The organism is Nocardia sp. CS682 (genome assembly GCF_004634405.1).
Lineage (GTDB): Bacteria > Actinomycetota > Actinomycetes > Mycobacteriales > Mycobacteriaceae > Nocardia > Nocardia ninae.
Map to the genome: position 1 here is coordinate 3,770,411 of NZ_CP029710.1, position 24,257 is coordinate 3,794,667.

24 protein-coding genes and 1 pseudogene are annotated in these 24,257 nt (G+C 67.6%); 7 read left to right on the forward strand and 18 right to left on the reverse strand.

All coding sequences use genetic code 11. The annotated features are described in order from the left end of the window. Window positions 1–92: 92 nt before the first annotated feature. From mftG to mftA, 4 genes and pseudogenes are all read right to left on the reverse strand, one after another. Entirely contained in the window at window positions 93–1,586 is a 1,494-nt protein-coding gene (gene mftG, locus DMB37_RS16835) for a mycofactocin system GMC family oxidoreductase MftG (RefSeq protein WP_135233539.1), read from the reverse strand. 41 nt (window positions 1,587–1,627) lie between these two features. Then, complete coding sequence (gene mftF / locus DMB37_RS16840; protein ID WP_107659445.1) at window positions 1,628–3,028, reverse strand: mycofactocin biosynthesis glycosyltransferase MftF; 1,401 nt, start codon at window positions 3,026–3,028, stop codon at window positions 1,628–1,630. Between the two features lie 230 nt (window positions 3,029–3,258). Then, complete coding sequence (gene mftC / locus DMB37_RS16845) at window positions 3,259–4,812, reverse strand: mycofactocin radical SAM maturase (RefSeq protein WP_135233540.1); 1,554 nt, start codon at window positions 4,810–4,812, stop codon at window positions 3,259–3,261. 15 nt (window positions 4,813–4,827) lie between these two features. Continuing rightward, window positions 4,828–4,890, reverse strand: a pseudogene (gene mftA / locus DMB37_RS41955) (mycofactocin precursor MftA); the annotation flags it as partial. 375 nt (window positions 4,891–5,265) lie between these two features. Here mftA and mftR2 point away from each other — a divergent pair. Beyond that, complete coding sequence (mftR2, locus tag DMB37_RS16855) at window positions 5,266–5,889, forward strand: mycofactocin system transcriptional regulator MftR2 (protein ID WP_135233541.1); 624 nt, start codon at window positions 5,266–5,268, stop codon at window positions 5,887–5,889. 62 nt (window positions 5,890–5,951) lie between these two features. Then, entirely contained in the window at window positions 5,952–7,007 is a 1,056-nt protein-coding gene (locus tag DMB37_RS16860; RefSeq protein ID WP_135233542.1) for a ferredoxin--NADP reductase, read from the forward strand. Between the two features lie 6 nt (window positions 7,008–7,013). Here the strand turns inward: DMB37_RS16860 and DMB37_RS16865 are convergent, their stop codons facing one another. The 3 genes from DMB37_RS16865 to DMB37_RS16875 form a co-directional block, all read right to left on the reverse strand. Beyond that, window positions 7,014–7,754: a DNA alkylation repair protein gene (locus tag DMB37_RS16865; RefSeq protein ID WP_135233543.1), complete on the reverse strand. Its 741-nt coding sequence runs from the start codon at window positions 7,752–7,754 to the stop codon at window positions 7,014–7,016. Window positions 7,755–7,782: 28 nt separating this feature from the next. After that, on the reverse strand, window positions 7,783–8,544 hold the full coding sequence (locus DMB37_RS16870) for a glutamate racemase (RefSeq protein ID WP_135233544.1): 762 nt from the start codon (window positions 8,542–8,544) through the stop codon (window positions 7,783–7,785). A 108-nt stretch (window positions 8,545–8,652) separates the two neighbouring features. Then, entirely contained in the window at window positions 8,653–9,864 is a 1,212-nt protein-coding gene (locus DMB37_RS16875; protein WP_240772420.1) for an NAD(P)/FAD-dependent oxidoreductase, read from the reverse strand. A 152-nt stretch (window positions 9,865–10,016) separates the two neighbouring features. On the opposite strand from DMB37_RS16875, the gene DMB37_RS16880 reads away from it, so the two are divergent. The 3 genes from DMB37_RS16880 to DMB37_RS16890 all read left to right on the forward strand — a co-directional run bounded on the left by DMB37_RS16880 (window position 10,017) and on the right by DMB37_RS16890 (window position 12,085). Continuing rightward, the gene (locus tag DMB37_RS16880; protein WP_107659451.1) at window positions 10,017–10,376 is read left to right on the forward strand and encodes an SPW repeat protein; all 360 of its coding nucleotides are present in this window, start codon (window positions 10,017–10,019) and stop codon (window positions 10,374–10,376) included. Continuing rightward, window positions 10,376–11,041, forward strand: coding sequence for a TetR/AcrR family transcriptional regulator (locus DMB37_RS16885; RefSeq protein ID WP_135233545.1), 666 nt, complete (start codon window positions 10,376–10,378; stop codon window positions 11,039–11,041). Before DMB37_RS16880 ends, DMB37_RS16885 begins: the two co-directional genes overlap by 1 nt. Window positions 11,042–11,128: 87 nt before the next feature. Next, window positions 11,129–12,085, forward strand: coding sequence for a type IV toxin-antitoxin system AbiEi family antitoxin domain-containing protein (locus DMB37_RS16890; RefSeq protein WP_135233546.1), 957 nt, complete (start codon window positions 11,129–11,131; stop codon window positions 12,083–12,085). Between the two features lie 79 nt (window positions 12,086–12,164). Here the strand turns inward: DMB37_RS16890 and DMB37_RS16895 are convergent, their stop codons facing one another. Continuing rightward, complete coding sequence (locus DMB37_RS16895) at window positions 12,165–12,995, reverse strand: alpha/beta fold hydrolase (protein WP_135233547.1); 831 nt, start codon at window positions 12,993–12,995, stop codon at window positions 12,165–12,167. Window positions 12,996–13,142: 147 nt separating this feature from the next. Here DMB37_RS16895 and DMB37_RS16900 point away from each other — a divergent pair, with 147 nt between their 5' ends. After that, the gene (locus DMB37_RS16900) at window positions 13,143–13,808 is read left to right on the forward strand and encodes a hypothetical protein (RefSeq protein ID WP_135233548.1); all 666 of its coding nucleotides are present in this window, start codon (window positions 13,143–13,145) and stop codon (window positions 13,806–13,808) included. A gap of 107 nt (window positions 13,809–13,915) precedes the next feature. Here DMB37_RS16900 and tuf read toward each other — a convergent pair whose 3' ends face one another. The 8 genes from tuf to hppD all read right to left on the reverse strand — a co-directional run bounded on the left by tuf (window position 13,916) and on the right by hppD (window position 21,284). Next, entirely contained in the window at window positions 13,916–15,106 is a 1,191-nt protein-coding gene (tuf, locus tag DMB37_RS16905) for an elongation factor Tu (RefSeq protein ID WP_135233549.1), read from the reverse strand. Window positions 15,107–15,252: 146 nt separating this feature from the next. Continuing rightward, complete coding sequence (gene fusA, locus DMB37_RS16910; protein ID WP_135233550.1) at window positions 15,253–17,355, reverse strand: elongation factor G; 2,103 nt, start codon at window positions 17,353–17,355, stop codon at window positions 15,253–15,255. Between the two features lie 138 nt (window positions 17,356–17,493). Next, window positions 17,494–17,964, reverse strand: coding sequence for a 30S ribosomal protein S7 (rpsG, locus tag DMB37_RS16915; RefSeq protein ID WP_040739280.1), 471 nt, complete (start codon window positions 17,962–17,964; stop codon window positions 17,494–17,496). A gap of 1 nt (window position 17,965) precedes the next feature. Continuing rightward, window positions 17,966–18,340 carry a 30S ribosomal protein S12 gene (rpsL, locus tag DMB37_RS16920; protein WP_019049359.1) on the reverse strand — a complete coding sequence of 125 codons (375 nt, stop codon included), beginning with the start codon at window positions 18,338–18,340 and terminating at the stop codon, window positions 17,966–17,968. 269 nt (window positions 18,341–18,609) lie between these two features. Continuing rightward, window positions 18,610–19,161: a DUF3558 domain-containing protein gene (locus DMB37_RS16925; protein ID WP_135233551.1), complete on the reverse strand. Its 552-nt coding sequence runs from the start codon at window positions 19,159–19,161 to the stop codon at window positions 18,610–18,612. Between the two features lie 14 nt (window positions 19,162–19,175). Further along, a complete protein-coding gene (locus tag DMB37_RS16930; RefSeq protein WP_107659460.1) occupies window positions 19,176–19,703 on the reverse strand; it encodes a DUF3558 domain-containing protein in 528 nt (175 codons plus the stop codon). Window positions 19,704–19,800: 97 nt separating this feature from the next. Continuing rightward, complete coding sequence (locus DMB37_RS16935; protein WP_135233552.1) at window positions 19,801–20,007, reverse strand: hypothetical protein; 207 nt, start codon at window positions 20,005–20,007, stop codon at window positions 19,801–19,803. Window positions 20,008–20,075: 68 nt separating this feature from the next. Further along, window positions 20,076–21,284 (reverse strand): 4-hydroxyphenylpyruvate dioxygenase, encoded by a 1,209-nt coding sequence (gene hppD / locus DMB37_RS16940; protein ID WP_135237622.1) that lies wholly within the window; start codon window positions 21,282–21,284, stop codon window positions 20,076–20,078. A gap of 187 nt (window positions 21,285–21,471) precedes the next feature. On the opposite strand from hppD, the gene DMB37_RS16945 reads away from it, so the two are divergent. Next, a complete protein-coding gene (locus DMB37_RS16945) occupies window positions 21,472–21,996 on the forward strand; it encodes an Lrp/AsnC family transcriptional regulator (protein ID WP_107659462.1) in 525 nt (174 codons plus the stop codon). A gap of 6 nt (window positions 21,997–22,002) precedes the next feature. Here the strand turns inward: DMB37_RS16945 and DMB37_RS16950 are convergent, their stop codons facing one another. Together DMB37_RS16950 and DMB37_RS16955 are read right to left on the reverse strand one after the other, a co-directional pair. Continuing rightward, the gene (locus DMB37_RS16950; protein ID WP_135233553.1) at window positions 22,003–23,115 is read right to left on the reverse strand and encodes a winged helix DNA-binding domain-containing protein; all 1,113 of its coding nucleotides are present in this window, start codon (window positions 23,113–23,115) and stop codon (window positions 22,003–22,005) included. Between the two features lie 13 nt (window positions 23,116–23,128). Then, on the reverse strand, window positions 23,129–24,103 hold the full coding sequence (locus tag DMB37_RS16955; protein ID WP_135233554.1) for an NADPH:quinone oxidoreductase family protein: 975 nt from the start codon (window positions 24,101–24,103) through the stop codon (window positions 23,129–23,131). Window positions 24,104–24,257 lie beyond the last annotated feature (154 nt).

Here is a 24,257-nt window from a genome sequence, read left to right on the forward strand (position 1 = left end):
CGCAACGCGCCCGGCTGCCAGCTACCTCGCACGGAAGTGACTCGTGCATTGCGAACATTAGGCGTTGGATCAATAAGCTGGACGATTTTCCGTTAAAGACTTTGTGACGTTCGACCGCCGCCGGACCGGCGGAGATCATCGGCGAGGTGTTCGGCGATCAGCACCGCCGTGGCCTGCGGGCCGCGGCTCAGCGGCACCGGCACGACGGAGAGATCGGCCACCGTCAAGCCGGCTACGCCGTGCACCCGGCCGGACTCGTCCACGATCGCGCGCTCGTCGTCGGCCGGACCCATCCGGCAGGTCCCGGAGAGATGCTGCGAGGTACCCAGATTCGCGTGCAACCACGCCGCCGCGGCCGCCGACTGCTGCGGCATCGGTTCGGTGCGCGGCGTCGCCGACATCTCGTGCAGCACCGCTGTGGCGGTCTCGACGGCAGCACGCAGCCTGGTCCGATCGTGCTCGGCCGAGAGATACCGATGCTCGATCACCGGCGGTACCGCGGGATCGGCCGACCGCAGCCGCAGCACCCCCGCGGAACTCGGGCGCATGAGCGCGATGCCGAGGCGCTGTGCGCCGGGTGTGAAAGCGACCGTGTACGGCCGGATCTCGATGTCGTCCAGTTCCAGCACGTACTCCAGCGGGACGGTGGCCCGCTCGGCCTGCCCCGGTCGGTATTCGAGACCGATCTCGGGATGGTCGGTGAACCAGGCGCCGACGGGTGCGGCGTGCACGACCGGGATATCGAGTGCCCGCAGCTGTTCGGGGTCGCCGATGCCCGAACGCAGCAGCAGCGTGGCGGATTCGATCGCGCCGGCGCTGAGCACGATATGGTCCGCCCAGAGGGTGTCGGCCCGGCCGTCGTGCCACACGTCGACGCCGACCGCGCGAGTGCCGTGAAAGCGCAGACGCAGCACCGACGTAGCGGCCTGCACGGTGAGGTTCGGTCTGCCCAGCGCGGGCAGCAGGTAGGCGGACGCGGTGCTGACTCGCTTGCCGTCGTCGGTACTGCACGGCACCCGGCCGAGCCCATCGGTAGCACCCGCCGGTGCGTTCAGATCGAGTATCTCCGGAAATCCCAGTGCCGCACAGGCAGTGGCGAAGTGCTCGCTGAGTGGTACCGGGTTCTTGTTGCGGTGCACCGGAATAGGCCCGGACCGGCCGTGCCAGGGCTGGGCGCCGAAGTCGAGGTCACGCTCCGAGCGGCGGTATGCGGGCAGCACCGCGTCGAACGACCAGGCCGTCGACGACCCGAGCACCCGGCTCCATGCCGCGAAGTCCGCCGCGGTGGCCCGCACGAAGTAGCTGCCGTTGACCGCACCCGATCCACCGAATACCTTGCCGCGCACAATGTTTCCCAGCACCGCCGCACCGTCGTCCGCAAGGGTGACCGGGTAACGCCACAACCACGCCGCGTCCGCGTCGATCGGCAGGCGGGTGGCATCGAGCAGCACCGCGGGAAAACCCTCCGGCGCGATCCCGATCGAGCCGGCCTCGAGCAGCCGGACGGTGTGCTCCGGGTCCGCGCTCAGCCGCGCCGCGAGCACACAGCCCGCGGTACCACCCCCGACGATGAGTGTGTCGGTCATTCGAACCCTGTCCGATCAGTGTGTCCGTGCTCGATCGGCGATCAGTGCGACGGTGCAGTGGGTTTCAGCGATTCCGGGCTGCGCGCACGGAAGGCACCCACCCAGAGTCCGGTGCCGTAGGCGATGTCGTCGAGCCGCTTGTAGGCCACGTACCGCACCGGATCGAGGCCACCGGCGTCGCGATGGGTGAACCAGTCCGCAAGCCCGTCCGCGACCGCCATGGTGATCGCGATGCGCCGAATCCGCTTCGATGCCAGCATCGCCAGCAGCGTCACCGGCCAGTAGTGCCTGCACATCGCCGAGGCCAGCCGCCACAGACCGGCGAAGAAACCACGGGACAGGTAGATCGCGGCGATCCGGGTCGGGTTGTCCAGTTCCGCGAAGACCCGGCGTAGTCGGACCAGCGCCGTGAGCAAGGTGAGCAGCCCGCCGATCAGTCCCCACTTCGACAGCGTGGCGAACAGGAACGCCGCCACCATCGTCCAGGAAGGCAGCGACAGCGGCGAAACCATTCCCGGGTGGCGCTCGCCCAACGGCGCTGCGCCCGTACCGTAGAACATCTTTCGGCCGAACCAGGCCCGGAAGGACACCCGGTGGTCGTGCGCGACGTGCGCGGCGGGCTCATAGCGCAGCCGCCAGCCAGCCTGTTCGAGCCGCCAGCACAGGTCGACGTCCTCGGCGACCAGCATCGACTCGTCGAAGCCGTCCTGGGCCAGCAGCGCCCGGCGGCGCGCCAGCAGCGCGGCGCTCGGCACATAGGAGATCAGGCCGTGCGACTGCACCGCGGCTTCCCGCCTGCCCAGATCCAACGAGGAGCGGGTGTGCTCGTAGCGCGCGAGGGCATTGGACTCCGGGTCCAGCGCGACGATCCTCGGGGCAACCAGCGCCACTTCCGGATCGCTGAAGTGCCCGAGCATCACCTCCAGCCAGCCACTGCGCGGCACCACGTCGGAGTCGAGGAACGCGACGAAGTCGGTTGTCGCGGCCTTCAATCCGGCATTGCGCGCGGCGGCGGGCCCTTGCTTCTCGTCGTGGCGCAGCACGGTCACCCGGCACCGGGTGCCCCGATCGCGCGGGATCTGCACCGGCTGGTCCGAGCCGTCGTCGACCACGATGACGTTGTGCCCGCGCAGCGCGGCGAGCAGCCTGGCGAGTCCGTCGGCGTTGTTGTGCAGCGGCACGATGACGGTGACGTCCTCGGGGGACGGCAGCAGCCGGGGACGCGGGTTGGCGACCCCGGAGTCGAGCAGCCGTCTGGCAACGGTCGCGGACTTCGGGCCGGTCACCTCGAGGTACCCGTCGCCGATCATCTCGGCGGCCTCCGGGGCAAGTCGCAGCAACCGAGCGGGCGAACCGCCGATCAGTACCCGGCCTCCGGAGTATGCGCGTACCCGTGGATCAATCCGCACCCCGAATCCGTCGGGCAGGCGATCATGGCGCATTCCTGGCATGCTAGGCGGAGATTCGCGCGCGAGCATCATCAGTCCGGTTAAAAGGACAGAATTCCGCATCAAACAGGGTCGTTCGGCCCCCTGACACGTGTTGCGACAGACGACGAAGCGCCGAGCCGCGGCCGAATCCAGCATCCGGCAACGCAACGGCAATCGGCCGGTCGCGACCGGAAGCCGCCCGCCGCGCAGCGGGCAGCATCCGATTGGCTACTCCCATGACATCAGGCGAGCGGGTTCTCATCGCAGGCCCGCGCGGGTCGGCGTTCAGGTGGAAATACGCTCGGGCGCGTCACGGACAGCGTCAACGGCACCGGCCCGGATTTGCGCGCACCGGCCCGCGGCGTCACCCGCCGGGAGTGGTCGACCGACGAGCGCGGGATCAGCCGCGCGGGGTCGGCCAGCGCCGCCTCGCCGTAGCCCTGGACGCACTCCGGGTCGGGTCCGTCGGCGGGCAGGCCGGTGAAGAACTTGGCCGCCATGCAGCCGCCGCGGCACGAGTCGTAGTGGCTGCACGACGCGCAGGCGCCGCCGCCGCTCGGCTCACGGAGTTCGGCGAACAGCGCCGAGTCGTGCCAGACCGAGCGAAAACCGCCGTCCGACACCACATTTCCGGCATGGAACCGGTCGTGGATGGCGAACGGGCAGGCGTACACGTCACCGAGCGGGTCGACCAGGCAGACCACCCGGCCCGCGCCGCACATGTTCAAACCGGGCAGCGCCTCGCCGAACGCGGACAGGTGGAAGAACGAGTCGCCGGTGAGTACGCCCTCGCCGTTGCGCACCAGCCAGTCGTAGAGCACCCGCTGCTGCTCCTGGGTCGGATGCAGGTCGTCCCACACGTCCGCGCCGCGACCGGACGGACGCAGCCGCGTCAAACGTAATGTGGCGCCGTACTTTTCGGCGATCGCCCGGAACTCGTCGAGCTGACCGATGTTGTGCCTGGTTGCCACGACGGACAGCTTGGCGTCCCGGAAACCCGCTGCCGCAAGGTTTTCCAGCGCGCGGATGGCCATGTCGTAGGAACCGGGCCCGCGCACGGCATCGTTCACCGCCGCGTCGGCGCCGTCCAGCGAGATCTGTACGTCGACATAGTCACTCGCGGCCAGCCGGGCGGCGACCTCCGGGGTGATCCGAACTCCGTTGGTGGAGAACTTCACTCCGACGTGGTGTGCCGTCGCGTAGTCGACCAGCTCCCAGAAGTCCGGGCGCACCGTCGGTTCGCCGCCGCCGATGTTCACGTAGAAGATCTGCATGCGCTCGAACTCGTCGATCAGCGCCTTGCACTGCTCGGTGCTCAGCTCCCGGGGATCGCGACGGCCGGACGAGGACAGGCAGTGCACGCAGGACAGGTTGCAGGCGTAGGTCAGCTCCCAGGTGAGGCAAATCGGTGCGGCCAGGCCGGTTTCGAACCGATCGACCAGCCGCACCGCCGTGTCGGACGGCGGGACCACCCCCGCCGTCGACGATGCCGGAGCCCTGCTCACGGCGGCGGGCGCCACCGGGGCAGCGGCGGGCGCACCGACGATCATGTCGGAATCGACCAGCTGTGTCAGGGCTTTCACGTACTGCGCGGCATTCGCGTCGGTGACGCCCGCCGCCCGCATGGCCGTGCGCGCGGTGCCGTGCTCCGGCAGCGACCGCACGATCTCGACGATCCGCGGGCTCTTCAGGAAGGAGAGCTTGCGGGTGCCGAAGTGGTAGAGCAGCGCGCCGAACGGTTCCGGCCGCAAGGCCACCCTCGGATGCAGCTGCCATCGGGTATCGAGATCGAGCATGGTCGCCACTCCCTGTCAGTAAACGCCGCACATACCGTCGATGGACACCTCTTCGATGAGGGTCTCCTCGACCAGCGGTGCGGCGTCCTCGTGTGCCTCGACGGTGCCGACCGGCCCCGAGTGGTCGGTGTCGGCGTGTCCGTTCGATCCGAATTCCGGCATGTCTACCTCCGAGCGAGCGATCCGTGATCGCGGCCACCGATGTAGCCGCCGTCACACGATAACGTCATTCGCTGACAAAATGGAACAGGTTCTTCTCCTCGGCTTCGGTATGACCGGGATGCCCGGTGCGTGTTCGGGCCCGATCCGGCCCGACGCCGATGCTCATCGCCGAGGGCCGTCCCGCCCACCCGGGTCGGGTGGACGCGCATAGACTTCGGGTGGGAAGTAGCTGAACAGGACGGACGGGCGAATCGCGCCCGCGGTGGTAGAGGTGGCATGGGAGTCGGACGAATGCAGGCGAGCGGAGGCGGCAATACCCTGTCGGAGTCCGAGATCGTCGAGGCGGCGCTGCGCGTGGTGCGCGAGGACGGTGTGGAGAAGTTGTCGATGCGGCGACTCTCCCGCGAACTCGGCGTCTCGCCGATGGCGCCGTACTACTACGTCGCCGACAAACGCGAGCTGCTCGACCTGGTCGCCACCGCCGCGCTGACCGGAGTACGCACGCCACCACCGGAATCGGGCCCGTGGCAACGCCGGCTGCGCGATCTCATCGACCAGATCGACGACAAGCTGCGCAAGCACCCCGGCCTCGGCGACGTGCTGATCGAGCAGATGCTCGGCAAACAGCTGGATCTGATCGCGGCGATCATGGAGATCTTGCTCGAGGCCGGCTTCACCGACCGCAATGTGCTCGCCGCGTACGCGACCATCCACACCTACCTGTTCGGCCGCAGCCGGGTGAACCCGCGCGATCGCGCGCCGCTGTCGGACGTCGCACTGCCCGACGCGGTCGAGCGCGCCACCAAATACATGGCGGACCTGCGCGGCAAGTACGCCTACGACTTCGGCATGGAGGTGCTGATCGCCGGTCTGGAGGCTCAGCTTGTCCGGCAACCGAAGTCCGACGTACGATAAAACTGCAACACGTTCTAGTTTTGGCGCTGTGCAGGCGCCCTGCCAGGGTTCGAGAGGACGACATGACCACAGTCGAGGTTCCACACGGCTCGCGTTCGGTCGTACTGCGGGTAGCCGCGGTGATCACCGAGACGACCGATACCTGTTCGCTGGTCTTCGACGTTCCGGACGAACTGGCCGATCGCTTCCGCTACCAGCCCGGCCAGTTCCTCACGCTGCGCATCCCCAGTGAGCTGACCGGCTCGGTGGCGCGCTGCTATTCGCTGGCCAGCTCGCCGTACACCGACGACCGGCCGAAGGTCACCGTCAAGCGGACCGTCGAAGGCTACGGTTCGAACTGGCTGTGCGACAACGTCAAAGCGGGCGACTCGCTCGAAGTGCTGCCACCCTCAGGGGTTTTCACGCCCAAGGACCTCGACGCCGACCTGCTGCTGTTCGGCGCGGGCAGCGGCATCACGCCGGTGATGTCGATCCTGAAGTCGGCGCTCGCCAGGGGCAGCGGCCGAGTCGTGTTGGTGTACGCCAATCGCGACCACGACGCGGTGATCTTCGCCGACGAGCTGCGCGAGCTCGCCGACAAACATCCGCAGCGGCTCACCGTGATCCACTGGCTCGAGCACCTGCAAGGGCTGCCGACCACCGAGGGACTGGCCGCCCTGGTCGCCCCGTATCAGGGTTACGAAGCGTTCATGTGCGGGCCCAAGCCGTTCATGGATCGAGTGCACGACGCGCTCGCGCAGCTCGGTGTGCCGCGCTCGCGCACGCATGCCGAGGTGTTCAATTCCCTTGCGGGCGACCCGTTCGCGGACCAGGCGCCGGTCGCGGTGTCCGACGAGGAAGCCGCTGGCGCGGCGACGGTCGAGGTGGAACTCGACGGCGAGGTGCACGAGCTGAAGTGGCCGCGCAAGCAGACGCTGGTGGACATCATGCTGGCCAAGGGTCTCGACGTGCCGTACTCCTGCCAGGAAGGCGAATGCGGATCGTGCGCGTGCACCGTGCTCGAGGGCGCGGTGGAGATGGACAACGCCGAGATCCTCGACCCGGAGGACATCGAGAACGGTTACATCCTCGGCTGCCAGGCGCATCCGGTGACGGATCACCTCAAGATCCAGTTCTGACACCCGCTACTGCGCGCGATAGTGCGCGCGCAGTTCCGCGTCGAGGTGTTCGGTGGCGTAACTCAGTGCGGTGCGGCCCAATTCGGCCGCGTGCTGGTCGAGGAAGCCGGTCAGCAACCGCTGATCGATGCGCTTGCCGACCTCGCGCAGCATCCAGCCGAGTGCCTTCTGGATGAGATCGCGCCGGTCGTCGAGCAGACGCTCGGCCAGCTCGAATGTTGTTGTGGCGTCGCCGGATTTGATGAACGCGAAGGTGGAAAGCAGGGCAACCCTGCGCTCCCACAGCGAATCCGCCCCGGCCAGATCGAACAGCAAATCGCGGGGTTTGTCCGATAGCCAAGGGCCGATGATGTTCTCGGCGGACACGTCGACCAGGTCCCAATTGTTCACCCGGCCGCGGCGCACCGCGGCCAGATAGCGCCGCACCATCTCGGCGCGCGCCGCGTCATCGAAGGTGTTCGGCTTGGAGGCCTTGGCGAACCGGGCGTTGAGGATGACCAGGCCGGCCAGCCGATCCTCGTGCACGGGACTGTCCAGCAGCGCGTCGATCTCGTCGAGCGGCAGTGCCGCAAAGCGTTTCGCGATGCCGCGGGTGGCCGGTACGCGCACGCCGATGAAGACGTCGCCCTCGCCGTACTCGCCCGGCCCGGTCTTGAAGAAGCGCTGCAGATGGATCGCGTCCGCCGGATCCGCGACGGCGACCAGCGCCGCCTGCACGTCCGCGGCGGTCGGCGCGACCTCGGTCATCGCGCGAACCTCCTTCTGGCACAGCGTTTCAACTCTGCGCACCCAGAATTCTGCCGGATTCGAAGCTGGCCGCGCTGGCGGGCAGCGCACCGGGCCGTCCGCTGTTGCGCACGATCACCGCACCGTTGCCGGGTGTGGGGCGGCCGAGCGCGTCCATCCGCCGGATGGTCTGCGCGGCAACGGCTTGCGCGCTGTCGAAGAGCCGGACCCCGTCGGGCAGGGCGGCGACAATGGAGTCGATCACCAGCGGATAGTGGGTACAGCCGAGGACTACGCCTTCGACGTCGTCCGGGGTCTGCTCGACGGCGCGGGCGATGGATTCGCGGGCCGCGACCAGGTCACCCCGGTCGATCGAGTCCGCGAGACCGTGACAGGCCACGCCGACCACATCGGCGTCGCCGCCGAACTTGGCGATCAGATCCGCCTGATACCGGCTCGCGGTAGTCGCGGCGGTGGCCCAGACCGCCACCGAGCGGCAGACCGCGGCCGCAGGCTTGATCGCGGGCACGGTGCCGATGACCGGCACATCGGGCCCGACCTCCACCCGCACGTGCTCCAACGCGGTGACGCTGGCGGTATTACACGGAATCACGATCACTTCGGCGCCGAGCCCGATCGAGGTCCGGGCGGTCTCGACCACGCGGTCGATCGTCCACTGCTCGGGTTTCGGTCCCCACGGTGCGCCGTCGGGGTCCAATTGCAGCAGCAGATCCACGTCCGGCCGCAGCTTGCGCAGCCAAGCGGATGTGGGCAGCAGCCCGAGACCCGAATCGATGAGCGCGACGATCACAGAGACAACCGTATTACAGTGCTCGCCCGGGTCCCGCGCGGCAGCGGCTCGATCGGTCGTCGGGCGACGCAGCCGGGGTGGTTCCCGGTGTCCGGTGCGCGGCCGAACTCAGCTGGGGGTGAGCAGTTCCGACACCGGTGCGCCCGCGGCGATCTTGGCTCTGGTCTTCATCACCTGGGCCGTCATGCCCGCGCCGACGACGCCGGTGAGCTTGCCGTCCTGCGCGTAGTAGGCGAGGAATTTGCGGCCGTCGTCGACGACGAGATGCACCTCGTCGGTGGCCGTCGGCGTGCCGAGGGCCTGGATCTTCACCTCGTACTGGTCGCTCCAGAAGTACGGGACCCTGGCCGCGGTCGGCGGGGCGGCGCCGAGCATCGCGCAGGCAACCAGGCGGGCCTGTTCGCCCGCATTGGTCCAGTGTTCGACCCGCTTACGATGGCCGGTGTCGTGCAGCCAGGCCGCGACGTCACCGACGGCCCAGACGCGGTCGGCAGAGGTGCGGCCCACCTCGTCGGCCAGTACCCCGCCGCCGGCGGCCGGATCGGCGAGGGCGATGCCGGAATCGGCGAGCCATTCGGTCACCGGGCGCGAGCCGATGCCGATCACCACCAGGTCGGCGGCGACCTCGGAGCCGTCGGCGAGGATGGCACCGCGTACCCGGCCGTCGTCGGCGAGCAGCGTGTCCAGCCCGGTGCCGCAGCGCAGGTCGACGCCTTCGTCGCGGTGCAACCTGGCCACCAGCGCGCCGACCTGCTCGCCGAGCACCGAGGCGAGCGGGGTCGGTTGCGGCTCGACCAGCACCACCGCAATGCCGCGGCTGCGGAAACTGGCCGCGAGCTCGCAGCCGATGAAGCCCGCGCCGACCACGAGTGCCGTTGTCGCCTCGGCCAATTCGGCGCGCAGCGCGGTGGCGTCGGTGTGACCGCGCAACACATGCACACCCTGCGCGTCGGGCAGGCCAGGCAGCAGGCGCGGGCGCAGGCCGGTGGCGATGATCAGCTGGTCGTAGCCGAGGGTCGAACCGTCCGCCAGTCGTACCTGGCGCGCGTCGGTGTCGACGCCGGTCGCGGCGGTGTCCAGGCGCAGGTCGATCTGTTTCTCGGTGAAGAACTCGCCGGGACGCAGGGTGGTGTCGTCGGTTTCGCCACGGACGAACTGCTTGGACAGCGGCGGCCGATCGTACGGCAGGCGGGACTCGTCGCCGAGCAGGATCAGCCCGCCCTCGTACCCGGCGCGGCGCAGTTCCTCGGCGGTGCGCAGGCCGGCGAGCCCGGCGCCGACGATCACGATCGGCGCGGCGTCTGTTGCGGAAGGTGACACGCAGCTCACCCTAACGTCTGCTTGGTTCGGCGCTGGAGTGAACCCGATCACTCGGCGATGGCGTGCAATCGTAGCCGTTCCGATATTGATCGGGCGGTCAATCAGGTCTATACCGAAGGAAGGACATATTCCTGAGCCCAAGGAGGCACACCATGTTCACCGAAAGCCGCGCACAGGACTTCCTCGCCGTAGTGCTGGGGATCTTCGCCGCGCTCTCACCCCTGTGGCTGGAGACCACCGACAAAGCGATGTGGTCGCTGATCGTGCTGGGCGTGCTGATCGCCCTCACCGGCCTCACGCAGATGTACCGGCCCGCGCTCGGCGCCAACGCCGACTACGCGATGGGTCTTTTCGGCGTGTTGCTGTTCATTTCCCCATGGGCCATGGACTTCACGGATTACCGCGGCGCATCCTGGACCGCATGGGTAGTCGGGGTAGTGACGGCGGTGGTCGCGGTAGCGGCGCTGCCGACGGTGTCGGGACGGCTGCACGGCGCGGCGACCCACCACTGATGCAGATGCCGAAGCCCGGTCGCCGAGCCGCGGCTCAGCGACCGGGCAAGGAACCGAGGGCCGGGCGGCGGCGCAGCGCGAAGGTGGACGGCGACGCCCGGCAACTCATTCTGGACGCCGCCGAAAAGCTTTTCGCGGCACAGGGATTCGACGCCACCGCGACGGCCGCCATCGCCGGCGCCGCCGAGGTCCCCAAAGGCCTTGTCTTCTACTACTTCCCGACCAAGGACTCGATCCTGTCGGCGCTGATGGACGAACGGGTGCCGATGCACCCGATCGACGACATCGACACCGTGGTCGCGCCCGGCGATCCGGCCGCCAGCCTGGTCGCTCTCGATGCCGCACTCAACCTGCGCGACCACCATTCCTCGGTGCTGCGGGTGATCATGTGGCGCGAGGCCGACACCCATCCCGATGTCCGGCGCCAATTGCGCCGTCTGCGTGACCAATTGCTGGATGTCACCGCGCGGGTATTGCAGGCCAGCGCGCCGGCCCCGGTCCGCCCCGGCACGCTGCGCGCCTGCGCCGCCGCCTGGGTCTCGGCCATGTTCGCCATCGCGAGCACCGACCGGTTGCACGCCCTGGACGGTGTGCCCATCCCGTCCGCCGACGACGTACTGAATGTCGCTCGGGTGGTCGCCGCGGGCATGACCCAGCTCGGCTGACCTCCGAAGTTATCCACAGCGTGCGTGTTATCCACATTCGGCGGATGGTGGGTATTGCGGAGCGCCTGTGTCGGCCAGGATCGCGGTATGGACGCACCGCAACTGATCTCGCGCACGCAGGCCTTGGCCGCCGGGATGTCCGACAGCCAATTGCAGCGCCTCTGCCGCTCCGGAAAATGGCAGCGGATCCGCGCCGGGCACTATGTGAACGCGCCGCAGCCGGCGCTCACCCCGGCGGGCCGCCATCTGATGCTGGTGCTCGCGATGTGCGAGGCGATGTCCGAGGACGCTGTGGCGAGCCATTGTTCGGCGCTGGTGCTGCACGGCTTACCGACCTGGTCGATCCCGCTCGAGCGGGCGCACGTCACGCGCGACCGAATCGCCGGTGGGCGGATCCGGAAACAGCTGGTCCTGCATTCGGCACAGCTGGCGCCGGACGAGATCACCCTGATCAACGGGGTTCGGGTGACCACCGCGCCGCGGACGATCTTCGATATCGCGCGCTCGGCAGGTTTCGAACACGCGGTCGTCTGCGGCGACAGCGCGCTGCGCCAAGGCCTCACCACCGCCGACGCACTGGGCGAACATCTCCGGCGGGCGGCTCACCGCCGCGGATCTCGGCAGGCCGCTCGGGCCATCGAGTTCCTGGACGAACGCAGCCAAAGCATTGGTGAGTCGCGTAGCCGGGTGGCTTTTCATGAAAGCGGGTTGCCCGCACCGGAATTGCACGCGCGGGTCTTCACCGAGGATGAGGTGTGCGTCGGGCGGGTCGACTTTCTGTTCGACGGATTGAGTGTGATCGGCGAATTCGAGGGGCCGAGCGACCAGCGCGGCGAATTGAGCGGTACACGCTTGCCCGCGGAATGGACGGTTGCGGCACCGGACCGGGACGACCGATTACGCGCACTCGGGTGGGAGGTGGTCCGCTGGAGCTGGAGTGATCTGGATGACCCTGCGCAGCTTGCCGAACGCATCCGCGCCGCCGCCGAGGTCGCGGGACGCGCTCACCGCACCGGGCATTGGATTCCGACGCCGCGGAGTTGAGCTGATGTGTGCTTGCCGAGTGCCTGCCGACGGGCGGTTAGCGTAAGCGGGAGTTGCCGCATGCCCGCCGGCAATGCGGTCAGGGATTGAGTGGGGTTGCGGAGGTGAGGAATTCGGTGACGTCGCGGGCGAAGTGGGCGTGCTTGACGACACCCATGTGGCTGGTACCGGGGTAGATGACCAGGCGGGAGTTGGGGATGCCGTCGGCGGTGTGGCGGAAGTTCTCGGTGCTGTAGGCCGCGTCGCGTTCACCGCCGAGGACCAGGGTCGGCGCGGTGATCTCGGCGAGCCGGTCGGACAGGTCGAACTCGTCTTCGGCGCGGACGAAGGCGAGGGTGTCCGCCGGGTTCTTCGGGCGGCCCAGCGGGTCGATCAGCCACATGCCCGCACCGGCCAGCCGGGCGAGCAACCGCGACGACGCGGTGATCGGCGCCAGGTGATGCAGTGCGCGCCGACCCGCGAACGCCGCTTCGCCGTAGCGGATCTGGGCCTGTTTGGCGAGCGGATCCAAGCGGTAGCCGGACGAGGCGATGACCAAGCGGCGGACGGCGCCCGGATGATCCGCCGCCAGCTGCAGCGCCAACGACCCGCCGGACGACACACCCAGCACATCCACCGGTTCGCCGAACTCGGCCTGTAGCGCGTCCGCGTGCTGGGCCGCGATCTCGCCCATCGTGGTGCCCTCGGCCATCCCCGGCGCCCGATTCACCGCGTAGACGCGGAAGTGCCGGGCCAACGGCGCCAGCATCTTGATCTCCGAATTCCGCATCCAGCCGCTCGGATTCGCGTGGTCCGGCGTGAACCAGCGCAGGAACGCCAACGGCCGCCCGGCACCCAGCGCCAAGTAGGGCAGCCCATGCCGCAGCGCCCCTTCGGCGAGGTCGAGCTCAGCGGCGAGGTTCTTGCTCATCACGTTCCTCCGATGATCCGGTGTTGTTCGCATTTCGACGCTAACGGACCCGACCGACGTTCCGCGATAACCTCCGAGGTCATCGAATCACCTCCCCGCCCGACCGTGGCCGGAACATGTTGCGCCACAATGGCTAGGCTGGGAGCCATGCGAATCGCGGCACTCGCTGCCTTGATCTTGGCGCTGAGCGCCTGTTCCCAATCCACCTCGGGCCAACCACAGCCCGCCCCCGGCCCACCACCGGCGACCTCGACCACGGCCGCGCCGCCCTCGACACCGGCCAGCCCGGAAAGTCGCTTGAAGGACCGGATCGCCTGGGTACAGGCGGGCACCGAGGTCGATCCGAGCCGCTACCACTCCGCGAGCACCGGCACCGGCGCGGCCGCCGACCTGAAGAGCGATATCGCCTTCATCAGCCCCTCCGGAAAAATCAGCTGTATCACCGGAACCGCCTACCAGCTCGACGGATTCAACTGTGTAGTGAAACTGAAGAACCCCGTCCCGAAACCGCACGAGGGTTTCGGAAACTGGGACGGCGGCTACGTCAACTACTCCGCGAAAACCCTCACCGTAGGCCAATTCCGCGGCGACCCCGGCCTTTTCATCCACGGCGACGGCCAAACCCTCCCCTACGACAGCAAACTCACCTTCGGCGACTACACCTGCCGCATCGCCACCGACGGCCTCACCTGCGTCAACCCCACCACCCGCACCGGCGTCCACATGAGCGACGACGCCATAGTCCCCTTCGGCTGCCTCCGCGAAGCCCAATCACCCCCCGACTCCACAGTCGGCCGAACCTACACCTGCTGATCGGGCCGCCCGCAGCCACATTCGAGACCAGCTGACTCAGTCCCCCGAAACGCCGAACGGCGCCGCTCCTTTCGGAGCGGCGCCGTTCAGTTCAGTGATTCAGGAAATCACTTGATGATCTTCGTGACGCGACCGGCGCCGACGGTGCGGCCACCTTCACGGATCGCGAAACGCAGGCCCTCTTCCATGGCGATCGGCTGGATCAGCACGACCGACATTTCGGTGTTGTCGCCCGGCATAACCATCTCGGTGCCCTCGGGGAGGGTCACAACGCCCGTCACGTCAGTCGTACGGAAGTAGAACTGGGGACGGTAGTTGTTGAAGAACGGCGTGTGCCGGCCGCCCTCGTCCTTGGACAGGATGTAGGCCTGGCCCTCGAACTCGGTGTGCGGGGTGGTGGTGCCCGGCTTCACGATGACCTGGCCGCGCTCGACATCTTCGCGCTTGATGCCACGAACCAGCAGACCGACGTTGTCGCCGGCCTGGCCCTGGTCGAGCAGCTTGCGGAACATCTCGATACCGGTGACCGTGGTCTTGGTCGAGGTCGGCTTGATGCCGACGATCTCGACTTCCTCGTTCACGTTGACGATGCCGCGCTCGACGCGACCGGTGACGACGGTGCCACGACCGGTGATCGTGAACACGTCCTCGACCGGCATCAGGAACGGCTTCTCGGTGTCGCGGACCGGGTCCGGGATCGACTCGTCGACAGCGTTCATCAGCTCAACGATGGACTCGGTCCACTTCTCGTCGCCCTCGAGCGCCTTCAGACCGGAGACGCGCACGACCGGCGCGTCCTCGTCGAACTCCTGGGCGGCCAGCAGTTCGCGGACCTCCATCTCGACGAGCTCGAGGATTTCCTCGTCGTCGACCATGTCCGACTTGTTCAGCGCGACCAGGATGTAGGGCACGCCGACCTGACGGGCGAGCAGCACGTGCTCGCGGGTCTGCGGCATCGGGCCGTCGGTCGCGGCGACCACGAGGATGGCACCGTCCATCTGCGCCGCACCGGTGATCATGTTCTTGATGTAGTCAGCGTGACCCGGAGCGTCGACGTGCGCGTAGTGGCGCTTCTCCGTCTGGTACTCGACGTGGGAGATGTTGATCGTGATACCACGAGCCTTCTCCTCCGGCGCCTTGTCGATCTGATCGAACGCGAACGCGGCGTTCAGATCCGGGTACTTGTCAGCCAGCACCTTGGTGATCGCTGCGGTCAGCGTGGTCTTGCCGTGGTCGACGTGACCGATGGTGCCGATGTTGACGTGCGGCTTCGTCCGCTCGAACTTCGCCTTCGCCACTGTGGTGTCCTCCTGGACTTGTTGGTGCGTGCAGTTGCAGCAGTGCGGTTATTACTGGGGTCGTACTGACTCCCGGCTGGCGGGGCAAGTGCATGCAGCTTGTCCCCATGGGGCTTGCTGCCAGTCTTGCACTTGCTCCGCCGGTGTTACTCGCCGGTCGCCTTGGCGATGATCTCCTTCGACACGTTGGCCGGAACCTCCGCGTACGAGTCGAACACCATGGAGTAGTTCGCTCGGCCCTGGGTCTTCGACCGCAGGTCACCGATGTAACCGAACATCTCCGAGAGCGGAACCAGCGCCTTGACGACACGGGCACCACTGCGTTCCTCCATGGCCTGGATCTGGCCACGGCGGGAATTCAGGTCGCCGATCACATCGCCCATGTACTCCTCGGGCGTGATGACCTCGACCGCCATGAGCGGCTCGAGGATCACCGGACCGGCCTTACGGGCCGCTTCCTTCAGGGCCTGCGAGCCGGCGATCTTGAAGGCCATTTCCGACGAGTCGACGTCGTGGTACGCGCCGTCGAGCAGAACGACCTTCAGGTTCACCAGCGGGTAGCCCGCGAGCACACCGTACTGCATGGCATCCTGCGCACCGGCGTCCACCGAAGGGATGTACTCGCGCGGCACGCGGCCACCGGAGACCTTGTTCTCGAACTCGTAGGTCGCGCCGTCCTCGCCGATGAACGGCTCGAGGGCGATGATGACCTTCGCGAACTGGCCGGAGCCACCGGTCTGCTTCTTGTGGGTGAACTCGAGCTTCTCGACCTTCTTGGTGATCGTCTCGCGGTAGGCCACCTGCGGCTTGCCGACGTTCGCCTCGACCTTGAACTCGCGACGCATGCGGTCGACGAGGATGTCGAGGTGGAGCTCGCCCATGCCGCCGATGACGGTCTGGCCGGTCTCCTGGTCGAGCTTGACCGAGAAGGTCGGGTCCTCTTCCGAGAGACGCTGGATCGCGGTGCCCAGCTTCTCCTGGTCGGACTTGGTCTTCGGCTCGATGGAGACCTCGATGACCGGGTCCGGGAAGGTCATGGACTCGAGCACGATCTGGTTCTGCGGATCGCACAGGGTGTCACCGGTGGTGGTGTCCTTGAGGCCGATCACCGCGTAGATGTGACCTGCCGAGGCAGCCGGAACCGGGTTCTCCTTGTTGGAGTGCATCTGGAACAGCTTGCCCAGACGCTCCTTCTTGCCCTTGGTCGAGTTGATGACCTGGGCGCCGGAGTCGACCTTGCCGGAGTACACCCGGACGTAGGTCAGCTTGCCGAAGAAGGGGTGCACCGCGATCTTGAACGCCAGGGCCGCGAACGGCTCGTCGGCGCTCGGCTTGCGGGTCAGCAGCTCCTCTTCCTTGCCGGGCACGTGGCCGGTGGTGGCCTCCACGTCCAGCGGCGAGGGCAGGTAGTCGATGACCGCGTCGAGCATGGGCTGAACGCCCTTGTTCTTGAACGCCGAGCCACAGAGCACCGGGTAGATCTCGGAGTTGACCGTGAGCTTGCGGATCGCGCCCTTGATCTCGGCGAGCGAGAGCTCCTCGCCACCGAAGAACTTCTCCAGCAGCGCCTCGTCGGACTCCGCGACGGTCTCCAGCAGTTCCTGACGGTACTGCTCGGCCCGCTCTTTCAGATCCTCGGGGATCTCGACGACCTCGTACTCTTCGCCGAGCTTGGTCTCGCCCCGCCAGACCTTGGCGTTGTTCTCGACCAGGTCGACGATGCCCTCGAAGGTGTCCTCAGCGCCGATCGGCAGCTGGATGACCAACGGCTTGGCACCGAGGCGGTCCTTGATGGTCTGCACGGTGAAGTAGAAGTCCGCGCCGAGCTTGTCCATCTTGTTGACGAAGCAGATTCGCGGCACGTCGTACTTGTCGGCCTGACGCCACACCTGCTCGGACTGCGGCTCGACACCTTCCTTGCCGTCGAACACCGCAACGGCGCCGTCGAGCACGCGCAGCGACCGCTCCACCTCGACGGTGAAGTCGACGTGCCCGGGGGTGTCGATGATGTTGATCTGGTTGTCGTTCCAGAAGCACGTGGTAGCCGCGGAGGTGATGGTGATACCACGCTCCTGCTCCTGCTCCATCCAGTCCATGGTGGCCGCGCCATCATGGACCTCACCGATCTTGTAGGTGATGCCGGTGTAGAAGAGGATGCGTTCGGTTGTGGTCGTCTTGCCCGCATCAATGTGGGCCATGATGCCGATGTTGCGGACCTTGTTCAGGTCGGTGAGCACGTCCTGTGCCACGGAAATCTTCCCCGCTCGTAGCTAGATGGGATTTTCGGGGACGACCCTGTGGTCGTCTCTATGTCAACGCCGGAAGCGGCAGGTTGGTGCCGCGCCGACAGTGTGCCTCCCGACCCCAGACGATGGGCCGGGCAGACGTCACCAGCGGTAGTGCGCGAAGGCCCGGTTCGACTCGGCCATCTTGTGGGTGTCCTCACGGCGCTTCACCGAAGCACCGAGGCCGTTGCTGGCATCGAGGAGCTCATTGGCCAGACGCTCGACCATGGTCTTCTCGCGGCGAGCGCGGGAGTAGTTGACCAGCCAGCGCAGGGCCAGCGTGTTGGAGCGGCCCGGACGGACCTCGACGGGCACCTGGTAGGTGGCACCACCGACGCGGCGGGGCTTGACCTCGAGGGCAGGCTTGACGTTGTCCAGCGCGCGCTTGAGGGTGACGACCGGATCGGTGCCGGTCTTCTCGCGCGCCTGCTCCAGCGCGCCGTAGACGATGCGCTCGGCCGTGGACTTCTTGCCGTCCAGCAGGATCTTGTTGACCAGCTGAGTGACCAGCGGGGACCCGTAGACCGGGTCGTTGATCAGCGGACGCTTGGGTGCGGGGCCCTTGCGTGGCATATCAGCTCTTCTCCTTCTTGGCGCCGTAACGGCTGCGGGCCTGCTTGCGGTTCTTCACACCCTGGGTGTCGAGCGAGCCACGGATGATCTTGTAACGCACACCGGGAAGGTCCTTCACACGGCCGCCACGAACGAGCACCATCGAGTGCTCCTGCAGGTTGTGGCCCTCGCCCGGGATGTAGGCCGTGACCTCGACCGCGCTGGTCAGGCGAACGCGCGCGACCTTACGCAGCGCGGAGTTCGGCTTCTTCGGGGTCGTGGTGTACACGCGAGTGCACACGCCACGACGCTGCGGGCTGCCCTTGAGCGCCGCGGTCTTCGTCTTGGAGACCTTGTCGCGGCGACCCTTGCGGACCAGCTGGTTGATGGTTGGCATAGACCGGCTTTCCTTATTAGTTACGCGGTGTCTGGAACTTCATGTCTTTGTCATCGAGCTTTCACTCGCACGTCCGGCCACGTTTCACGTGCCCCGAGGTCGGGCGTGTCGCGCGCGGTGTAGGGCCCGAAATGCGGGCACGCTGGAGGTGTCAGCCGCTTTCGCTGGCCTACGGTCACGCACGAACTTGCCCGTATGCTTCCGGGCACAGCGATCCACGATACTCGTGGTCGCGACACAGGGTCAAAGCGGGGTGGCTGGAGACCCCGCTACCTGGCCAGGTTCAGCGTCAACTCTACGAGTTTCTTGGCGCCCGCGCACGGGTCCGGGTGCGCCGAGCCGGGCCGATAGTTGATCCAGAACCCGATCACACCCTGATCCGCGGCCCCCGCGCTGACGCCGCAGGAGTCCGGATCGTTCGGCCGCCGCGTCTCCAGCCCGCGCCGCCCCTGCACGGTGATGTTGTTGGTCAGGTAACCCAACTTGTCGTTGGTGGTCTTCTCGTTGTTCAGCGAGCCGATCTCGTACCAGTTCAGGGTGACCATGGCGCTGCTCGAACCCTGCACGTCCCACATGCAGACCGCGCCGTAGAAGGACTGCATCGCCATGGCGCCCTGGCTCACCGCGTCGCCGACCTGGTTCAGCGAGACGATGTCGCATTCGCGCAACAGCTTGTCGAAGTTGGTGTTCACCGACTCCCCGGTGCCCGAACCGGCGGGATGTGCCGAACCGCTCACCGTCTGACCGCAACCCGCGGCGGTCACCGCGAGGGCCGAGACAGCGGCCGCCGTGAGTATGGCGCGAGCGCGACGAAGCCGCATTGCCGTCCTCCCCCTCACTTCAGCCGCCGCACGGTCAGCTCCGCCAGCTTGTGCATCCGGTCGCACGGGTTGCCGTCGGGCGCGAACATCCCGTAGGACATCGACCATTCGAAGAAGTCGTCGTCGAGCTGCACGGCGAGGTCGCAGACCTTGCTGTCCGGCTCGAGCGCCTGCCAGCCGGTGCGGCCGCCGACTTCGATCGCCTGGGTGGTCCGCCCCTGGGTGGTCACCCACGCCTTCTCACGGTCGATCGGGCTGCCCCGGTACGACGCGAAAGTGACACTGGGCGAACCCAATCCGGCGGACTGCCAATTGCAGCCGACCGAATTCTTCAGCGCCTGGGAGATCTGACCGAGCCCCGCGAGATCACGCACCTCGTCGTCGGTGGCGTGCCCGCACTCGCCGACGAACGGGCCGAGCGTGGCGACCTTCGGCGGCGGCCGCAACGGCGTGTTCGAGGTGTCCGAGTCGCCGCGCGATCCGCACGCGGACAGCAACAGCGCGAAGACCGTGCCCGTGACGATCGCCGACTTGATCCGCATGCCTGAGACTCTACCGGCGCGACGGTGTCGGCGACCTGCTCGGCCGATCGGCCCGAATCACCTCGGGTGTCGGCGAGTCGGCACCTGCCCCTACCCGCTACTCGTGCGGGACGCGCAGTTCGTAAGCGCCCATCGAGTCGATGTAGGTGCACTGCGCCGGGCCGGTCTTGTATTTCGACATGGCGCCGAGGCAGGCGTCGAGGGAGGGGTAATAGGTGGGCGCGGGTTCGGCGCGGGAGGTGGCGTCGGTGCCGAGGGTGAGGGCAACGGCGAGCGAGAAGGCGGCGGCGGATCTGTCGAGCACTGCGGCGGCCCCTTAAGCATCCGGCGAGTCAACGGAGCGTACTGCCGGATGCTCAGGGCCACAACCGATCACAGATTGCCGCGGGCCTCCTGTTCACGTTCGATCGCCTGGAAGAGCGCCTTGAAGTTGCCCTTGCCGAAGCCGAGCGAGCCGTGCCGCTCGATCAGCTCGAAGAACACGGTGGGGCGGTCGGTGATCGGCTTGGTGAAGATCTGCAGCAGATAGCCGTCCTCGTCGCGGTCGACCAGGATGCCGCGGCGCTGCAGCTCCTCGACCGGGACGCGGACGCGACCGATCCGGGCGCGCAGTTCCGGGTCCTCGTAATAGGAGTCGGGCGCGTCGAGAAACTCGACACCCTCACGGCGCAGTGCGTCGACGCAGGCCAGAATGTCGCCGGTGGCGAGCGCGATGTGCTGGACGCCGGGGCCCCGGTAGAACTCGAGGTACTCGTCGATCTGCGACTTCTTCTTGCTGACCGCGGGCTCGTTGAGCGGGAACTTCACCCGGTGGTTGCCGTTGGCGACGACCTTGCTCATCAGCGCCGAGTACTCGGTGGCGATATCGTCACCGACGAACTCGGCCATGTTCGTGAAACCCATGACGCGGCGGTAGAACTCGACCCACTCGTCCATCTGGCCGAGCTCCACGTTCCCGACGACGTGGTCGATCGCCTGGAACAGCCGGTTCGGCGCGCCCTCGCGCGGCTGGTAGCCGGCCCGGCGCGCGACGTAGCCGGGCAGGTACGGCCCGTGGTAGCCGGAACGGTCCACCAGGGTGTGCCTGGTTTCGCCGTAGGTGGCCAGGGCGGCGGACCGGACGGTGCCGAATTCGTCTGTCTCATCGTGTGGTTCGACGAGGACGGTGGCGCCGTGGTTGCGCGCCCACTCGACGCAGCGGTCCACGTCCGGCACCTCGAGCGCGATGTCGACGACACCGTCGCCGTGCCGGTCGTGATGGGCGACGAGCGGGCTGTCCGGGTCGACCGCGCCCTTGACCACGAAGCGGGCGCCGCCGCTGCGCAACACGAAGGCCTTGTGGTCGCGGTTACCGGTCTCGGGACCCGAGTAGGCCTCCAGTCGCATACCGAAGGCGGATTCCAGGTAATGCGCGGTCTGGGTCGCGTTACCGACGACCCAGACGAGGGCATCCCAGCCGATTACGGGAAAGTTGTCGACACTGGTGTCGTGGTCCACGAGTCCGACGAGCTTGCGCAGCTCACCGTCGGTGGGGGCGGTGCCGGACTGGCTCTGTGCCGTGCTGGACCGGGCATTCGGCATCTGCTCGATGGTCATGCACCAAGTAATCGTCAGGGTCGCCGGTTAGGCAACAGCGGCGATTTTCGTTAGACACTCTGGCGAATCCGGCTAGGAAGTGCCCCGAAATGCTGGACAATTTGAATAGCATCAGCTGGCTGGTGCTATCCAAGGCTGGAAGCCCAGCCTGTGCTCGGAACGGAGGCCGCCAATGTCACGCACGCCGGCGAAACTGGACGAACTCGATCTCGCGATCCTGACCGCGATGCATGAATACCAGAAGGCGGGCATCCTCGAGCTGTCCCGCCGGACCCGGGTGGCCAGGGCCACGGTGCAGTCCAGGATCGGGCGGATGGAGGAATCCGGCGTCATCGCCTCCTACGACCCGCAGATCGACGTTACCGCAGCGGGTTTCGACGTGCAGGCGTTCGTCACGCTGGAGATCGCGCAGGGCGCGCTGGACTCGGTCGCCGCCGAACTCGACATGATCCCAGGGGTTTTGGAGGCCTACGCGACCACCGGCTCGGGCGATGTGTGGTGCCGCATCGGCGCCGACTCACACGCCGGGCTGCAAGCGGTGCTGCTGAGCATCGACCGCACCTCGTCGGTGGTGCGGTCGCACAGCGTCATCGTGTTGTCGACCGTGGTGCCGTTTCGCACCCTGCCGCTCTTGCGCACCCTCGATCCGGCGGGCGGCACGAAGGCTCCGGCCTACCGCGCGGCGCACGAACGGTAACCGTGCTCAGGGCCGCACGTCGGCGCCCACCTCCAGGATCTCCACCCGCGGTTCCTTGTCCGCCTCCAGAAAGGCGAGCAGGGCATGCGATTCCGCTTCCACCGCCGCGCGCTCGGCCTTGGTCCACTTTCGGGTGGGGCTGATCCGCAGGCGCGCCGTGCCGGACTCCGGGAAGACCTTGTAGAGACCGGCAAGGTAGCCGTCGACCAGCACCGGGGCGACCGCGGCGGCGAAGGCGCGCAGCGGTGGCGCCGCGCCGTCCGGCACGATCCTGCTCCGATCCTGGTGCGAGAGCAGTGCATTGTCGTACCAGCCGAGCAGGCGCACCGGCGCCGGGAGTTCCGGATCGGCGAGCTCGCCGTCGGCGGCGTCGTAGAGGGTGCGGCCGCGCTCGTCGGTGTAGGTGCGCACCCGGTCGCCGAGCTGGGCGATCGCCTGCTTCATGCCGAGCAGCTTCGACCAGGTCTGCATGTCCATGGTGGACGCCGGACCGAAGGCGCGCAGGTACCGAAGCAGCAACTCCGCCAACGGATAGGACGGGTCGAGCGGTGCGCCGAGCCACGGCTCGACCCGGGACCAGACCGGCCTGCTGCTGTCCTTCCACTTGCCGCGCGGCGGGGTCTGCAGCACCGGCAGCAGGATGAGCCAGGCCTGCACGACCATGCCCGGGTTGCGATCCGGGTAGCACTCGGCGGCATGCAGTCGCAGGTCGGCGGCCGACATCGGTTCATCGCCGAGTACCCGTTCGCCGTGCGCGCGCACCTCGTCGGGGTCAAGGCCGACCAGCGCGCCGTAGTTGAAACCCTTTCGGAAGGGGATCTTTTCGAGCTCCGGCTGCATCAGCGGCGCGATCCGTAACGCATCCGGCGGAGTCACCATGTGAATAGTGCCGCGCATCAAGGTGATTCGGGCGAGTGTCCGATCCTCCAGCGCGTTCGAGATCGCCGCGGGATCGAAATCCGTTATGCGACTCCACAATGCGACGAATGGCGGCGGCGAGTCCTGCGCTTGCAGGCCGACAAGGTGGTCGCACATCTCGTGCACGGTGCGCTGCGAGCGTTCCAGCAGATGTTGGCGGGCGAGCAGCGTGCGGTTCAGTATCCGGTCGGAGAGCAACATGATTCGCGCCGCCTCAGCGCAGCGTGACCACGACCTTGCCGGTCGCCGTCCGGTTCTCCAGCGAGGCGATCGCCTCCGCCGCGCGGTCCAGCGGGTAGAGCACCGGCTCCGGCGCGGCGATCTTGCCCGCGGCCAGCAGCGGCGCCACCTCGGCCCACTGCTCGGCCAGGTAGCCGGGGTGCGTCATCACCCATTCGCCCCAGGCCGCGCCGATCACCTCGACGTTCTTCAGCAGCAGCCGGTTCACCTTCACCGTGGGGATCTCACCCGCGGTGAAGCCGACCACCAGCAGGCGGCCCGCCGACGCGAGCGAGCGGATGCTGTCGGTGAAGCGGTCGCCACCGACCGGATCGAGCACGATGTCCACGCCGCGACCGCCGGTCAGTTCCTTGACCGCGGCGAGCCAGCCGTCGGCCAGCACCACATCGGTGGCGCCGTTCGCACGGGCCACCTCCGCCTTCGCCTCGGTGCTGACCACCGCGATCACCCGGCCCGCGCCGAGCGCGGTGGCCATCCGCAGCGTCGAGGTGCCGATGCCGCCCGCGGCGCCGTGCACGAGCACCGTCTCGCCCGCGGCGAGCCTGCCGCGGTTGCGCAGGCAGAAGTGCACCGTCAGATCGTTGAACAGGATGCCGGCCCCGGACTCCAGGGAGACGTTGTCGGGCAACGGGAACACCATCTGCGCGGGCGCGACGGCCGTCTCGGCCATGGCATTGCCGAGCAACGTCAGCGCGACCACCCGGTCGCCGGCCTTGACGTGCGCGTCGGCCGGCGCATCGCGCACGATGCCCGCGACCTCGCCGCCGACGACGAACGGCAGTTCCGGCTTCATCTGATACAGCCCGCGCGACATCAGCACGTCCGGAAACGCGACACCGGCGGCGTGCACGTCGATCACCACGCCACCCGGATACGACTTGGGCTCCGGGATGTCCACGATCTCGACCGACTCCGGTCCCTCCAGCTTGCTGACCTGGGCTGCGCGCATCTGCCGACCTCTCTGTCGTGGCACCGGCCTCGTCCGCGCCGGCGCCGCCGTGATCAACGTAACCCGCGTCGCCGCGCCGTGCGCACCCTGCCTGCGTTGTCCCGCCGTGCGCGACCGCCGCGACCTGCTCGACGCCCCTGTTCCGCAGACCCCG

Bases quoted from the DNA above. Each gene is read 5' to 3' on its own strand.
- mftC (WP_135233540.1), bottom strand. From the start codon at position 4,812: ATGCTCGATCTCGATACCCGATGGCAGCTGCATCCGAGGGTGGCCTTG.
- rpsG (WP_040739280.1), bottom strand. From the start codon at position 17,964: ATGCCACGCAAGGGCCCCGCACCCAAGCGTCCGCTGATCAACGACCCG.
- DMB37_RS16880 (WP_107659451.1), top strand. From the start codon at position 10,017: ATGTTCACCGAAAGCCGCGCACAGGACTTCCTCGCCGTAGTGCTGGGG.
- DMB37_RS16895 (WP_135233547.1), bottom strand. From the start codon at position 12,995: ATGAGCAAGAACCTCGCCGCTGAGCTCGACCTCGCCGAAGGGGCGCTG.
- rpsL (WP_019049359.1), bottom strand. From the start codon at position 18,340: ATGCCAACCATCAACCAGCTGGTCCGCAAGGGTCGCCGCGACAAGGTC.
- DMB37_RS16900 (WP_135233548.1), top strand. From the start codon at position 13,143: ATGCGAATCGCGGCACTCGCTGCCTTGATCTTGGCGCTGAGCGCCTGT.
- hppD (WP_135237622.1), bottom strand. From the start codon at position 21,284: ATGCCGAATGCCCGGTCCAGCACGGCACAGAGCCAGTCCGGCACCGCC.
- mftF (WP_107659445.1), bottom strand. From the start codon at position 3,028: ATGCGCCATGATCGCCTGCCCGACGGATTCGGGGTGCGGATTGATCCA.
- DMB37_RS16930 (WP_107659460.1), bottom strand. From the start codon at position 19,703: ATGCGGATCAAGTCGGCGATCGTCACGGGCACGGTCTTCGCGCTGTTG.
- DMB37_RS16860 (WP_135233542.1), top strand. From the start codon at position 5,952: ATGACCACAGTCGAGGTTCCACACGGCTCGCGTTCGGTCGTACTGCGG.
- DMB37_RS16890 (WP_135233546.1), top strand. From the start codon at position 11,129: ATGGACGCACCGCAACTGATCTCGCGCACGCAGGCCTTGGCCGCCGGG.
- DMB37_RS16955 (WP_135233554.1), bottom strand. From the start codon at position 24,103: ATGCGCGCAGCCCAGGTCAGCAAGCTGGAGGGACCGGAGTCGGTCGAG.
- DMB37_RS16885 (WP_135233545.1), top strand. From the start codon at position 10,376: ATGCAGATGCCGAAGCCCGGTCGCCGAGCCGCGGCTCAGCGACCGGGC.
- DMB37_RS16925 (WP_135233551.1), bottom strand. From the start codon at position 19,161: ATGCGGCTTCGTCGCGCTCGCGCCATACTCACGGCGGCCGCTGTCTCG.
- DMB37_RS16950 (WP_135233553.1), bottom strand. From the start codon at position 23,115: ATGTTGCTCTCCGACCGGATACTGAACCGCACGCTGCTCGCCCGCCAA.
- DMB37_RS16865 (WP_135233543.1), bottom strand. From the start codon at position 7,754: ATGACCGAGGTCGCGCCGACCGCCGCGGACGTGCAGGCGGCGCTGGTC.
- mftG (WP_135233539.1), bottom strand. From the start codon at position 1,586: ATGACCGACACACTCATCGTCGGGGGTGGTACCGCGGGCTGTGTGCTC.
- mftR2 (WP_135233541.1), top strand. From the start codon at position 5,266: ATGCAGGCGAGCGGAGGCGGCAATACCCTGTCGGAGTCCGAGATCGTC.
- DMB37_RS16945 (WP_107659462.1), top strand. From the start codon at position 21,472: ATGTCACGCACGCCGGCGAAACTGGACGAACTCGATCTCGCGATCCTG.